Source organism: Burkholderia sp. BCC0405, from assembly GCF_902833075.1.
Taxonomy (GTDB): domain Bacteria; phylum Pseudomonadota; class Gammaproteobacteria; order Burkholderiales; family Burkholderiaceae; genus Burkholderia.
Genome location: NZ_CADFEO010000014.1, coordinates 19,964 through 33,006, shown reverse-complemented (window position 1 = coordinate 33,006; position 13,043 = coordinate 19,964). Strand labels below are relative to the sequence as shown.

Sequence of the window (13,043 nt, the reverse complement as noted above, 5' to 3'; positions counted from 1 at the left end):
CCCGCATGGCCGTTTTCACTGCTGTTTCCGACTCCGATCTCGCGCAATGGATGCGCCACTACGAACTGGGCGACGTGCTTGCGTTCCGCGGCATTCCGTCCGGTATCGAAAACAGCAATTTCTTCCTGACGACGACGCGCGGCGAGTACGTCCTCACGATCTTCGAAAAGCTCACGGCGCAGCAACTGCCGTTCTACCTCGACCTGATGCGCCATCTGGCCGGCCACGGCGTGCCCGTGCCCGATCCGATCCCGCGTGACGACGGCGCGCTGTTCGGCATGCTGCACGGCAAGCCGGCCGCGATCGTCACGAAGCTCGACGGCTCGGCTGAACTCGCGCCGGGGGTCGAACACTGCATCGAGGTCGGGCAGATGCTCGCGCGCCTGCACCTCGCCGGCCGCGACTATCCGCGCAACCAGCCGAACCTGCGCAGCCTGCCGTGGTGGCAGGAGAACGTGCCGGCGATCGTGCCGTTCATCACGGAGCCGCAGCGCGCGCTGCTGGAAGGCGAGCTCGCGCACCAGGCCAGCTTCTTCGCATCGGACGACTACGCGGCGCTGCCGGCCGGGCCGTGCCATTGCGACCTGTTCCGCGACAACGTGCTGTTCGCGCACGCGGCGCCCGGCACCGGCCACGACGTGCGGCTCGGCGGCTTCTTCGACTTCTATTTCGCCGGCTGCGACAAGTGGCTGTTCGACGTCGCGGTCACGGTCAACGACTGGTGCGTCGACCTCGCGACCGGCGTGCTCGACGTCGCGCGCGCCGACGCGCTGCTGCGCGCATACCAGACCGTTCGGCCGTTCACGGCCGAGGAGCGTCGCCACTGGAGCGACATGCTGCGCGCGGGCGCGTATCGCTTCTGGGTGTCGCGCCTGTACGACTTCTATCTGCCGCGCGCGGCCGAGATGCTCAAGCCGCACGACCCCGGCCATTTCGAACGCATCCTGCGCGAGCGTATCGCGCACACGCCCGCGCTTCCCGAGATCCAAACCGCATGCAACTGATCGAAGTGCCCGCCAAAACGGGCTATGTCTGGTTCCGTCAAGGCGTCTGGCTGTTCCGCCGGAACCCGCTCGCGTTCATCACGCTGTTCTTCACGTACCTGCTGGCGATCACGCTGATATCGATGGTGCCCGTGATCGGCTCCGCGCTGCCGCTGGTATTCATTCCCGGCGTCGCGGTCGGCTTCATGGCCGCGTGCCGCGACACGGTGGCCGGCAAGCCCGTGATGCCGACGATCCTCGTCGACGGCTTCCGCTCGTACGGCCCCGTCGCGACCCAGCGGCTGCTCGTGCTCGGCGTGATCTACGTCGCCTCGATGGTGCTCGTGTTCGCCGCTTCGTCGTTCGTGGACGGCGGCGCGCTGTTCCACGTCATGATGGGCGCGGCGGACGAAGCGAGCACGACGCCGGAAGGGCTCGCCGCGCAAGGCACGCTCGGCGCGCTGTTCTTCGCGACGCTGCTCTACCTGCCGGTCGCGATGCTGTTCTGGTTCGCGCCGGTGCTGGTCGCGTGGCATGACGTCCCGCCCGTCAAGGCGCTGTTCTTCAGCGTCGTCAGTTGCTGGCGCAATCGCGGCGCGTTCGTCGTGTACGGCATGCTGTGGTTCGGCGTCGCGCTCGGCACGTCGCTCGCGCTGTCGCTGCTGCTGCAGGCGCTCGGCGCCGGCGCCTACGCGCTGACGATCATGATGCCGGTAACGATCATCATCGTCACGATGCTGTACTGCTCGTTCTACGCGACCTATCGCGGCTGCTTCGGCGTACAGGAGCCGGGCGCAACGACCACCACGTCGGGTCGCTGAAGTACCCCCGGCCGGCGCCCCGCGCCGGCCACCGTTCTCCGCGGCGGGTTGGCTCCCGGCGCCCCATCCCTTTCCCCGCCTCGGTCGGCCGCCGGCCCGCGCCGGCCGCCCCCTGTTCATCCCGATCTTTTGCGCGCAAAATAATTTGCGTGCAAATTGTTCGCGCGTTCACCGCGCCTCCCGAATCATGGACCGCCTGCCCCCGCTGCCCCAGACGCTCGACGAGCAACTCTGCTTCGCGCTCTACTCGACTTCGCACGCGATGACGAAGGCGTACAAGCCGCTGCTCGACAAGCTGTCGCTGACCTATCCCCAATATCTCGCGATGCTCGTGCTGTGGGAACGCGACGACATCGCCGTGAAGGACATCGCCGCGCGGCTCGACCTCGACCCGGCCACGGTCACGCCGCTGCTGAAGCGGCTGGAGGCGCTCGGCTACGTCGAGCGCGTGCGCAGCGCGGCCGACGAACGCGTCGTGAACGTACTTGTGACGCCGGAAGGCCGTGCGCTGAAGGATCGCGCGCGCTCGGTCCCCGTCGATCTCTTTTGCGCGATGCAGCAATCCCCCGAGTTCCTGGTCAGACTGCGCACCGATCTCCAGCAGTTGCGCGACGCGCTGTCGGCCGCCAACGAACGCTGACAGGCGAGCCTCGGCGAACCGGCCCGGCACGCCCGGGCTTTTTCTTCAAAAATTCATTTGCACACAAATGATTTGTGTTCTATATTTTTCTCGTGGCCGGCGACACCCCGTTCGACCGGACCGCTTTTCCTCCCCTTTCCCGACAGGAGCTGCACGATGAACATTCTGTACAAGACGAGCGCCACGAGCACGGGCGGCCGCGACGGCCGCGCGGTATCCGCCGACAACAAGCTGGAAGTGAAGCTGGCCGCGCCGCGCGAACTCGGCGGCACGGGCGCGGAAGGCACGAACCCGGAGCAGCTGTTTGCCGCAGGTTACTCGGCCTGTTTCCTGAGCGCGATGAAATTCGTCGCCGGCCAGGACAAGAAGGCACTGCCGGCCGACACGCAGGTCACGGCGGAAGTGGGCATCGGCCCGAACGACACTGGCGGTTTCGCGCTCGACGTCGAGTTGCGCGTGTCGCTCCCGGGATTCGACAAGGCCGACGCGCAAGCGCTGGTCGAAAAGGCGCACCACGTGTGCCCGTACTCGAACGCGACGCGCAACAACGTGCCGGTACGCCTGACGGTCGTCTGACGCGACACAAGGCCGGGCCAGGCATGCAAAAAGGGCGCGTGCGGCTACATGCCGCACGCGCCCTTTTTTGCTGCGTAACTCGCCGGAACGGCGGACCTGACTGCCCGCCCTGCGCCGCTTAGCGCGCGCCGATCGAGTACGGGCGGTTCATCGCCGCTTCGCGATCGATCTTGCGCATGCGGAATTCGAGGTCGTAGATGTCGGTGGCTTCGGCCAGGTACGCCTCGGCGCGCTCTTTCGAGGCCTTTTCAGCGTTCTTGGTCAGCATCAGGAAGAGGTGGCTCAGCAGGTACATGGTTGATCTCGCAATCCAAAGGTTCTTTGACTAGGGTTTTCCCGAATTATAGGGAAAACCCTAGTCTTTGGCCAGCGTCGATCAGACGATGCGTCGTTCGGTCGCCACAGTGCGGCGATGCGCTTCGAAAAAGGCCCAGATCATCGCGCTCGCATCGGGGCCGACCGCTGCATGAAACGGCACGGCTTCGTCGCCGCCGGCCCACGCATGGTCGAGCCCTTTCACATGACAGAGCCGCACGACCGGCTCGCCGTCGCGGCAGACATCGGTGATCTGCGCGCCCGCTTCGCGCGTCTCGACCCGCTCGCCGCCGCGCAGTGCGCCGCGGCTGTCGGCGAGCCCGTTCAGGCGCATGAACTGCACCGTCAGCTGGTCGGCATTCTTCGGCGCGACCACGTGGTCGCCGTCGCCCTGGACGATCAGCGCGGGCATGCCCGGATACGCGGCGGCATCGACCACCGCATCGACGGCCGCAGCCGGGTTCTGGCGTACCCCGCGCCGCATCACGTCCATCGCGGTAATGCCCGAACTCGCCTCGCCGAGCGCCGGGCCCGAATGCAGCGCCACCGCCGCAAAACGGTCCGGATGGTGCAGTGCAAGAAGCGACGCGAGGCCCGCACCGGCCGACAGCCCCGCGACATAGACACGCGACGCGTCGAAACCGTGTTCGTCGACGAGCGCGTCGACGAGCGACGCCACGGCGTTCGCCTCGCCGCGGCCCGCGCGGTCGGTGTCTTCATACCAATGCCAGCAGCCGTGCGCGTGCGCGCGCAGCGACTGCTCCGGATACAGCACCGCGAAGCCATGCTTGTCGGCCAGCAGATTCATCCGCGTGCCTTGCACGAATTCGTCGACGGACTGCTGGCAGCCGTGCAGCATCACCACGAGCGGCATCGCGCCACGCCGGCGGCCAGGCGGCACGTAGAGGCCGTACGCGAGATTCTGGACGAGGCGCCCGAGCGCGGGCGCCATCGGATGTTCGCCGCGCGTCCACTCGCCGGCCGCCCATGCGGCCGCGCGCGGCCGCACGCGCGATTCGCGCGGCGGGGACGGATCGGATACGGCAGGAGAGGCCACGGCCTCGAGTGCGTCGCGTGTGATGCGTTGCGCGTCGCGCGCCGCGCGCTTGGCGGCCGGAGACAGGATGCGTTTCATGCCGCCCAGCCACACCTTGGTCAGACTTTTAGTCATCGATCGGGCTCGCAGTCAGGAAAAATAGGGGCACCACAGCGGATGCATCGTTCGTCTTTGTGCAATGCACCATAACATTGTTTCTGGGATTTTTCCTGCATGCGGATAGTTCCCGGCCGCGCAAAAAACGGGGCTCGGGCGCACGCGGCGCTATACTGGGGCTTCGTCGCTTGTATCCGTTGTAGTCGTTCTTTCCGGCTCGCGCGTTGATTTAAGCATCTTCCCCGCCTTCGTTCGTCCCCTTCCCGATGTTCGACCTGCCGTCTCACCTGTGGATCATGATCACCGCGTTCGGCGGCGCCGGCTTGACCTTGCCGCTCGCGATCACGATCGCCGTCTGGCTCGCGCTCGGCTACTCGTGGCAGCGCGCGGCCGCGTGGCTCGGCGTGCTCGCGGCCGCGATCGGCGTGGTCGCGCTCACGAAGATCGCGTTCCTCGGCTGGGGAATCGGCATCCGCAAGTGGGATTTCACGGGGTTCAGCGGCCATGCCATGCTGTCGACGTCGGTCTATCCGGTCGCGATTTTCCTGGCGCTGATCCGCACGCGCACGCCAATGCGAATCGCCGGCATCGCGCTCGGGCTCGCGGCCGGCATCGCGGTCGGCGTATCGCGCGTCGCGCTCGACGCACATTCGCCGTCCGAATCGATCACCGGCTGTATCGTCGGCGCGATCGCCGCGCTCGCGTTCATCGCCGGCTCGTGGCGCGCGGTGCCGCACCGCTGGTCGGTGCCTGCGGTCGTCGCGAGCCTCGCGCTCGTCACCGTGGCGCTGCACGGCATCACGGTGCCGTCGCATCGTTGGGTCACCAAGGTGGCGCTGCAACTGTCGGGCCACGAGCGTCCGTTCGTCCGCGCGCGCTGGAAGGCCAACCCGAACTACCGTCCGGCATCGCAGCCGTCGTCGCTGCAGCGCACCCAGTCGTCGCTGCAAACGCTCCGTACGTGACCGGCCGCCCCGCCGTCACACCCGCTCCCTTTCACGTCTGACCATTACATGCGTGCCACCGCATGAGCGGTATGTCGAGCGTTATAACCCGCCCTATATTACGATTACGGTTTCCACCCATCCAAAACGAATCCGCCATGCGCCCAACCGTCCGTCCGCTTCGCCGCACCCTGCTCCGCCTGCTGCCGATCGCCACGCTTGCCGCTGCCGGTATCGCGTTCAGCGCGCCCGCTTGCGCCGCGGATGAACTGGTCGTGTCGGCCGCCGCCAGCCTGACGAACGCGTTCAAGGCCGTCGGCGATGCGTACGAGAAGCAGCATCCGGATACCAAGGTGCTGTTCAACTTCGGCGCGTCGGACGTGCTGATGCAGCAGATCGTCAAGGGCGCACCGGCTGACGTGTTCGCGTCGGCCGACCAGAAGGCGATGGACCGTGCGGCCGACGAAAAAGTGATCGTGCCCGGCACGCGGCGCGATTTCGCGGCGAACTCGCTCGTGCTGATCGTGCCGGCGGACAACAAGGCCGCCGCACCGACGTCGCTGAACGACCTGACGGCGCCCGGCGTGAAGCGCATCGCGTACGGCGACCCGGCATCGGTGCCGGTCGGCCGCTACACGGAAGGCGCACTGCGCGCGGCCGGCGTGTGGGATGCCGTCAGCGCGAAGGGCGTGCTGGCCGCGAACGTGCGCCAGAGCCTCGACTACGTCGCGCGCGGTGAGGTCGACGCAGGCTTCGTGTTCGGTACCGACGCTGCGATCATGCCGGGCCGCGTGAAAGTTGCGCTGACCGTGCCGACGAAGACGGCCATCACCTATCCGATCGCCGTAGTCAAGGACAGCCGCCACGCCGCGCACGCGCAGTCGTTCATCGACTTCGTCGTGTCGCCGCAGGGCCAGGCCGTGCTGTCGACGTTCGGCTTCAAGCCTGCGGGCAAGTGAGCGTAGCGCGATGCAAGACGCCTGGATACCGCTGCTGCTGTCGCTGAAGGTTGCCGGCTGGGCAACCGCGCTCGACATCGTGCTCGGCGTCGCGGCCGCGTTCATGCTCGCGCGCTGGCGCTCGCCGCTGCGCGACGTCGTCGATTCCGTGCTGACGCTGCCGCTCGTGCTGCCGCCGACGGTGCTCGGGTATTACCTGCTCGTGCTGCTCGGCCGGCGCGGCGTGTTCGGCGCGTGGCTCGACAAGCTCGGCATCGAGCTCGTCTTCACGTGGCAAGGCGCGGTGATCGCGTCGATGGTCGTCGCGTTCCCGTTGATCCTGAAGTCGGCCCGGGCTGCGTTCGAAGGCGTCGATCCGCACCTCGAACGCGCGGCGCGCACGCTCGGGCTCGGCGAAGCCGCGGTGTTCTTCCGTGTGACGCTGCCGCTCGCCACGCGCGGAATTCTCGCGGGCGCGCTACTCGCGTTCGCACGCGCGCTCGGCGAGTTCGGCGCGACGCTGATGATCGCGGGCAACCTGCCCGGCCGCACGCAGACGCTGTCGGTCGCGATCTACGCGGCCGTGCAGGCCGGCGACGACAGCACGGCCAACTTCCTCGTGCTGGTGACGTCGATCACCTGCGTGCTGGTGCTGCTCGCGACCGGCTGGCTCGTGCCGTCGCGCGCCCGGCGGAGCCAGCTGACATGACGCGCGCAATTCGTCCGTATCGCCTGCTTCGCCAGGCCGCCGGGTTGCGTCGACGGAGGTTCGCATGAGCCTCGTCGTCGACATCCGCAAGACCTACGCGAACGCCGAGCGCCGCTTCACGCTCGACGTGTCGTTCACGGCGACGACGCAGCGCGTCGTGCTGTTCGGGCCGTCCGGCGCGGGCAAGAGCATGACGCTGCAGGCGATCGCCGGCCTGCTGTCGCCCGACGAAGGCACGATCGTGCTGAACGACGAACCGCTGTTCGACGCCGCTCGCCGCATCGACGTGCCGACCCGCGAGCGCCGCGTCGCGTACCTGTTCCAGGATTACGCACTGTTTCCGCATCTGAACGTGCGCCAGAACATCGCGTTCGGGCTGACATCGGGGCTGCGCAATCCGCGCGCGAAGGCGGTGCCGCGGGAAGTCGCGTACTGGCTGCAAGCATTCGATCTCGAAGCGCTCGCGGGACAGTATCCGTCGCAATTGTCGGGCGGGCAGAAACAGCGCGTCGCGCTGGCGCGCGCACTGGTCGCGCAGCCGCGGATCCTGCTGCTCGACGAACCGTTCGCGGCGCTCGACGGCGCCATGCGCCAGCGCATGCGTCACGAGCTCGCCGAGCTGCAGGCGCGACTCGATATCCCGATGGTGCTGATCTCGCACGATCCCGACGACGTTGCCGCGTTCGGCGACCAGGTCGTGCAGTTGAGCGAAGGACGCGTGCAGGCGGCTCCGCCGCACGCCGAGTGGCCGACGCGCGTCGCATGAGCGCGCGAGGCCGTGGTCGTGGCAGGCAGGTTGGAGCCTGAGAGAAGCCGCGCGTAGCGGCACGTGCTGAAAGCGGAAACGAAGCCGGCGCCGTGCAGGCACTGTGCGATGCCGGCTTCGCCCCGCCCGTCGCACGATCCTCGAAGCGCGCCGCCCGGCCTGCCTCGTCAGCCCGTCACCGCAAGAATCACGCTCGACGCCTTGAACAGCGCGATCGCCCGCCGGCCGGCGTCGAGTTGCAACGCATCGACGCTGTCGTTGGTCACGACGGCCGTCAGCGTCCCGCCGCCGTCGAGCGCCAGTGTCACCTCGCTGTTCACCGCGCCCGCCGCGACGGTTTCCACGCTGCCGCGCAGTTGATTCCGCGCGGACACCTTCATCTCGGGCTCGCCATCGTCGACCGCGAGCACGACCCACGACGCCTTCACCAGCGCGCAGGCGTGCGCGCCGACCTGCAGGCCGAGCGCATCGGCGCTCTCGTGCGTCAGCACGGCAACGATCGGCTGTCCGCCGGGCAGCGTGAGCGTGACCTCGTCGTTGACGGTACCGCGCACGATCGATGCGACCTTTCCGAACAACTGGTTGCGCGCGCTGGTCTTCATCCCGATGCGGCCGATCAGCGCCCAGTCGACGTCGAACCCGGCCACGGCCGCGCTCGCGGCCTCGATGAACCGGCGATGCTCGCGCTCGATCGTGCGGAACGCGGCGATCAGCGACGTCGCGCGCGCCGTCAGCGTCGTGCCGCCGCCGCCCTTGCCGCCCGTCGAACGCGCGACGAGCGGTTCGCCGGCAAGATTGTTCATCGTGTCGACCGCATCCCACGCCGCCTTGTAGCTGAGGCCGACGGCCTTCGCCGCGCGCGTGATCGAACCGGTGTCGCCGATCGCCGCGAGCAACGCGATGCGCGTGGCGCCGCCGAGCGTCTGCTCGCCGGCGCGCAGCCACAGCTCGCCGCCCAGTTCGAGCGGTTCGGCGGACGGGGAAGAATGCGGTGCGTCGGTCATCGGGATACGTGCGGGAATCGGGCGGCCATTATAGTCAGCGCGTGCCGGTCAACCCGGCTTGCCGTCGAGCTTCGGCGGCCGCAGGCTGGCCAGCAGCGTCTCGGCGTCGCGCGCCGCGCGCTGCTCGAGCGCCGCGCCGTAGCCGCGCACGAAACCGAGCTGGTAAGGCGGCGCAGCCAATTTTTCGAGGTGATGCAGCGCGACCATCGTGTCGTTCGCTTCGCCGAGCACGCTCTGCACGCGCGTGAGCGTCTTGACCGTTTCGGTGCGCGTGCGGCGCGACGCCAGCGACGCGAAGAATTCGAGCGCATAGCGCAGCCGCTTCGCGTCGATCCGCACCTGATGGCGCGCGGCCGTGTCGAGCGATGTGAGCGACGGCGATGCGTACAGATGACCGAACAGCCGCCGGACACGCTTCGTCGCGTGGCGCCGCAGCGAGGGCGCGTCGCCGTCTTCGGCGGGCGGCAGCGCAAGCGCGCTCAGCCATTCGAGCCAGCCGAGCGTCAGCCGCGCATAGCGGGCCGAATGCAGCGCCTGCCGCAGCTCGACCCGTGCAGCCGCGCACTGCGCGCGCGCGGCGTCGAGCGTGCCGTTCCACTCGCCGTCGCCGCCGTCGGCCGCGATCAGTGCGGGCAGGCTTTCGGTCGCGAACACGTCCCAGTCGCGCACGGTGCCGAGCAGCGAGGCAAGCCAGCGCAGGTCGACACCGAGCGTGTCGCGCCACTGGCGGTCGACAAAGAGCGGGAAGAAGCGCATCAGCGTGCGCAGGCGGCGCAGCGCAACGCGCATCTGGTGCACGAATTCGGGATCGTCGTGCTCGAGCACCCCGCCCTCGTTGCCGAGCCATTGCGCGGTGATGTCGCCGGACAGCGCGAACAGCGCGGCGCGCTGCGTGCGCACGCCGGTCAGGTCGACGAGCTTCGCCTTGACGGGCGGCCCGTCGGCGGCCGGCTCGGCCGCGCATGCGCGATCGATCACGCTCGTCAGTTGCGCGAATGCGGGCCACGCACCGCTCAATTCGCGCGCCGCGGCAAACAGCGCTTGCAGCGCGGCCGTGCGCGCGGGCAGCGTTTCCCAGTCGGGCGCGGCAAGGCGCAGTTCGACGTAGCGGCGCGGCGGCTCGCTACCATGATGCAGCGTGACGTCGTCGAGCGTCATCTCGACCACGACGCCGCTGTCGTCGGCCCAGCGCCCGCGCCGCCGTTCGCTGACGAGGCGCAGCGCCGGCGATTCCGGCTGGGTACCGGCCTCCTCCGGGCGCCCGGTCGGATCCGGCGCGGCGCCGTCGGCTTCGCCTGCCGCGACGATGGCCTCGGCTGCGACGGTCGCCTCGGGTACGGGCGGCGGCATCGCGACGACGATGCCCGCATGCTCCGCGTCGAACAGTTCGCGCGCCGTGACACCCGGCGCAAACGCCTTCGTGCGCGACGCGACGACCCGCCTGCCTTGCGCATTCGATTCGACCCACGTCCACCAGCTCGCGCCGGGGCTCGGCTCGGCCTCCTCGATCCGGCACGGCTCGATCGTCACGCGCTCGTGGCCGCGGCGCATCCGGACCTGCGGGCAGATCCGCCACGCACGCACGAGTTCGGCGCCGAAATCACGCTGCGCGCCGCGGGCGCGACTTGCAGCCTTGACCGGCCAGCCTTCCAGCGACAGCGACAACACGATTTCCAGCACACGCGACATGGAGGCCCCTGCACATGAAGAATCGCCGGCGCATCGTTCGCGCCGGCGTCGCCCGTGAAGCTGCTTCCATAGTACACGTCGCCGAAACTCGCAGGCAGCGATCCGGCCCTGTCGCGCTGTCGCAGGTCAAACGGCGTATTGCGCGATGCCGTTGCCGAACGACCAGTCCTCCTTCAGCACCTCGACCAGACTGATGAATACGTCCTGCTGCCGCACGCCGGGCTGCTGTGCGAGGTTGTCCGCGATCGCCCGGTACAGCGCCCGCTTCTGCTCGAGCGTACGCGTGTTGTTCGCGGTGATCTGGATCATCACGAGATCGTCGCTGCGTTCGATATCGAGGTAGTGACGCCCGAACACGAAGTTCTCGGCCGCATGCTCGGTGACGACCATGAAGATGTCGTCCTCGGGCACGTTGAACGTGTGCATCAGCGCGCGATGCACGCCGTCGACGAGCGCCGCGCGGTAGGCGGCCAGCTTGCCTTCGCGGACGGCGATACGGGTGAATGGCATGGTCCTGCTCCTGTCGGTGAGGTTGACGTTGAAGAACGGAAACACAGCGTCAGGTTAGGCCCGCCGAACTATAATGAACAGTCATCGATGAATATTTCATCCATTTACATTGAAAATGAAAGTCCTCGACCTCGATGCCGTGCGCGCGTTCGTGCTGGTCGCCGATCTCGCCAGCTTCACGCGCGCCGCCGATGCGCTCGGCACCACGCAATCGGCCGTCAGCCTGAAGCTGAAGCGGCTGGAAGCCCACCTCGGCAAGCCGCTGCTCGCGCGCACGCCGCGCGTCGTCAAGCTGGCCGCCGACGGCGAGAATTTCCTGCCGGCCGCCCGCGCGCTGCTCGACGCGCATGATCACGCGCTGGGCGCGATCTCGGCCGGCACGCACCGGCTGTCGCTCGGCGTCAGCGAGCACGTCGCGGTGCCCGACCTGCCGGCGGTGCTCACAAGCCTGCATCGGCAGGATCCGGGGTTGTCGCTCGAAATGCATCTCGGAACGTCGACGAACCTGCTCGCGCAATACGACGAACGCCGGTTCGATGCGGTGATCGTGCGGCACGAGCCGGGCGAAGACCCGCCGCGCGAAGACGGCACGCTGCTGTTCTCCGAACCGCTGGCCTGGCTCGCCGCGCCGGACTGGGCACCGCGTGCGGGCGAACCGCTGCCGCTCGCGGTGCTGGCCGGCCCATGCGGCGTGCGGGCCGCCGCGCTGCGCGCGCTCGACCGTGCGGGGCGGCCATGGCGGGAACGCTTTACGGGCGGCGGCGTGGCGGCGGTCACGGCAGCAGCAGCAGCGGGGCTGGCCGTCTGCCCGCTCGCGCGGCGGGTCGCGCCGCGCACGCTGGTCGACGTCGGCGCGAAATTCGGGCTGCCGCCGCTGCCGCTGTCGCAGGTCGTGCTGTATTCGCGCGTGCGCGACGCACGGGCCGCCGCCGCGTTGCGCAGGTTTGCCGACAGCCTTGCAATCTCGGCGTAAACTAGCCGGTTTCGCCGCCCGCAATCTCCAGAAGAATCCCGATGACGCCCGAAGCCCGCAAGCACCTCCGTGCCAACCTGCTGATGCTCGCCGCCGCCGCGATCTGGGGTTCGGCTTTCGTCGCCCAACAACTGAGCCTCGACGTAATCGGGCCGTTCCTGTTCACGGGGCTGCGTTTCCTGCTCGGCGCGCTGGTGCTGGTGCCGCTGCTGATGCTGAACACGGCGTCGCGCACGCAACTCGCGGCGATCCGCCGTGAACCGAAGCGGCTGCTGCCGGGCCTCGCGCTCGGCGGGCTGCTGGCCGTATCGATTTCGCTGCAGCAGATCGGCCTGCAGTACACGCGCATCGCCAACGCAGGCTTCATCAGCTCGCTGTACGTCGTGATCGTGCCGCTGATGGGGGTGTTCGCACGTCACCGGATCGGCCCGGGCACGTGGTTCGGCGCGCTGCTCGCGGCGATCGGCCTGTATTTCCTCAGCATCAACGAACAGTTCTCGGTGCTGTACGGCGACTGGTTCCAACTCGCGGGCGCCGTGATCATCGCCGCACACGTGATGGCCGTCGGCCGTTTCGCGAAGCGTCACGATCCGCTCGTACTCGCGTTCATGCAGTTCGTCGTGTGCGGCGCGGCGTGCCTCGCGGTCGGCCTCGTCATCGAGCCGGTCAGCGGCGCGATGCTGCGCAGCGCGCTGCCGACGCTGCTGTACGGCGGCCTGCTGTCGGTCGGCGTCGGCTATACGCTGCAGGTCGTCGCGCAACGCGACGCGGCGCCTGCGCACGCGGCCGTGATCTTCAGCATGGAAGGCGTATTCGCGGCGGTCGCCGGCTGGGCTGCGCTCGGCGAAACGCTGACGCTGCGCGCGCTCATCGGCTGCGCGCTGATGCTGGCCGGCCTGCTCGCGTGCCAGCTGCTGCCGAACGGCGACGCCCGGAAAAAGGACGAGGACGCACTGCCGGCGTGACACGCACCGTCCCTATAATGACAATTCGCGTGACTTCCACGCCAACCGCTTCCGACA

At 68.5% G+C, this 13,043-nt stretch carries 15 protein-coding genes; 10 read left to right on the top strand and 5 right to left on the bottom strand.

Annotated features, from left to right (window positions below):
* The first annotated feature begins 5 nt into the window (after nucleotides 1-5).
* From HWX36_RS22855 to HWX36_RS22840, 4 genes are all read left to right on the top strand, one after another.
* A complete protein-coding gene (locus HWX36_RS22855) occupies nucleotides 6-1,004 on the top strand; it encodes a homoserine kinase (protein ID WP_175954998.1) in 999 nt (332 codons plus the stop codon).
* On the top strand, nucleotides 995-1,804 hold the full coding sequence (locus HWX36_RS22850) for a BPSS1780 family membrane protein (RefSeq protein ID WP_175954996.1): 810 nt from the start codon (nucleotides 995-997) through the stop codon (nucleotides 1,802-1,804). Before HWX36_RS22855 ends, HWX36_RS22850 begins: the two co-directional genes overlap by 10 nt.
* 187 nt (nucleotides 1,805-1,991) lie before the next feature.
* Complete coding sequence (locus tag HWX36_RS22845) at nucleotides 1,992-2,444, top strand: MarR family transcriptional regulator (RefSeq protein WP_175954994.1); 453 nt, start codon at nucleotides 1,992-1,994, stop codon at nucleotides 2,442-2,444.
* A 156-nt stretch (nucleotides 2,445-2,600) separates the two neighbouring features.
* On the top strand, nucleotides 2,601-3,020 hold the full coding sequence (locus HWX36_RS22840) for an organic hydroperoxide resistance protein (RefSeq protein WP_175954992.1): 420 nt from the start codon (nucleotides 2,601-2,603) through the stop codon (nucleotides 3,018-3,020).
* 118 nt (nucleotides 3,021-3,138) lie between these two features.
* Here HWX36_RS22840 and HWX36_RS22835 read toward each other — a convergent pair whose 3' ends face one another.
* A complete protein-coding gene (locus HWX36_RS22835; protein WP_175954990.1) occupies nucleotides 3,139-3,315 on the bottom strand; it encodes a DUF3563 family protein in 177 nt (58 codons plus the stop codon).
* Between the two features lie 81 nt (nucleotides 3,316-3,396).
* Nucleotides 3,397-4,506 carry a PHB depolymerase family esterase gene (locus HWX36_RS22830; RefSeq protein WP_175954988.1) on the bottom strand — a complete coding sequence of 370 codons (1,110 nt, stop codon included), beginning with the start codon at nucleotides 4,504-4,506 and terminating at the stop codon, nucleotides 3,397-3,399.
* Between the two features lie 248 nt (nucleotides 4,507-4,754).
* On the opposite strand from HWX36_RS22830, the gene HWX36_RS22825 reads away from it, so the two are divergent.
* The 4 genes from HWX36_RS22825 (at nucleotide 4,755) to HWX36_RS22810 (ending at nucleotide 7,845) form a co-directional block, all read left to right on the top strand.
* Complete coding sequence (locus HWX36_RS22825) at nucleotides 4,755-5,453, top strand: phosphatase PAP2 family protein (protein ID WP_175954986.1); 699 nt, start codon at nucleotides 4,755-4,757, stop codon at nucleotides 5,451-5,453.
* A gap of 137 nt (nucleotides 5,454-5,590) precedes the next feature.
* Nucleotides 5,591-6,391 (top strand): molybdate ABC transporter substrate-binding protein, encoded by an 801-nt coding sequence (gene modA / locus HWX36_RS22820; RefSeq protein WP_175954984.1) that lies wholly within the window; start codon nucleotides 5,591-5,593, stop codon nucleotides 6,389-6,391.
* 10 nt (nucleotides 6,392-6,401) lie between these two features.
* Nucleotides 6,402-7,079, top strand: a complete 678-nt coding sequence (modB, locus tag HWX36_RS22815; protein WP_175954982.1) for a molybdate ABC transporter permease subunit — start codon at nucleotides 6,402-6,404, stop codon at nucleotides 7,077-7,079.
* Nucleotides 7,080-7,143: 64 nt separating this feature from the next.
* A complete protein-coding gene (locus tag HWX36_RS22810) occupies nucleotides 7,144-7,845 on the top strand; it encodes an ATP-binding cassette domain-containing protein (RefSeq protein WP_175954980.1) in 702 nt (233 codons plus the stop codon).
* Between the two features lie 167 nt (nucleotides 7,846-8,012).
* Here HWX36_RS22810 and HWX36_RS22805 read toward each other — a convergent pair whose 3' ends face one another.
* The 3 genes from HWX36_RS22805 to HWX36_RS22795 all read right to left on the bottom strand — a co-directional run bounded on the left by HWX36_RS22805 (nucleotide 8,013) and on the right by HWX36_RS22795 (nucleotide 11,048).
* Nucleotides 8,013-8,849, bottom strand: a complete 837-nt coding sequence (locus HWX36_RS22805) for a TOBE domain-containing protein (RefSeq protein WP_175954978.1) — start codon at nucleotides 8,847-8,849, stop codon at nucleotides 8,013-8,015.
* 48 nt (nucleotides 8,850-8,897) lie between these two features.
* Nucleotides 8,898-10,538: a CHAD domain-containing protein gene (locus HWX36_RS22800; protein WP_175954976.1), complete on the bottom strand. Its 1,641-nt coding sequence runs from the start codon at nucleotides 10,536-10,538 to the stop codon at nucleotides 8,898-8,900.
* 126 nt (nucleotides 10,539-10,664) lie between these two features.
* Nucleotides 10,665-11,048 carry a tautomerase family protein gene (locus HWX36_RS22795; RefSeq protein ID WP_175954974.1) on the bottom strand — a complete coding sequence of 128 codons (384 nt, stop codon included), beginning with the start codon at nucleotides 11,046-11,048 and terminating at the stop codon, nucleotides 10,665-10,667.
* 115 nt (nucleotides 11,049-11,163) lie between these two features.
* Here HWX36_RS22795 and HWX36_RS22790 point away from each other — a divergent pair, with 115 nt between their 5' ends.
* Complete coding sequence (locus HWX36_RS22790) at nucleotides 11,164-12,021, top strand: LysR family transcriptional regulator (protein ID WP_175954972.1); 858 nt, start codon at nucleotides 11,164-11,166, stop codon at nucleotides 12,019-12,021.
* Nucleotides 12,022-12,062: 41 nt separating this feature from the next.
* On the top strand, nucleotides 12,063-12,986 hold the full coding sequence (locus HWX36_RS22785; RefSeq protein WP_175954970.1) for a DMT family transporter: 924 nt from the start codon (nucleotides 12,063-12,065) through the stop codon (nucleotides 12,984-12,986).
* The last annotated feature ends 57 nt before the right edge of the window (nucleotides 12,987-13,043 follow it).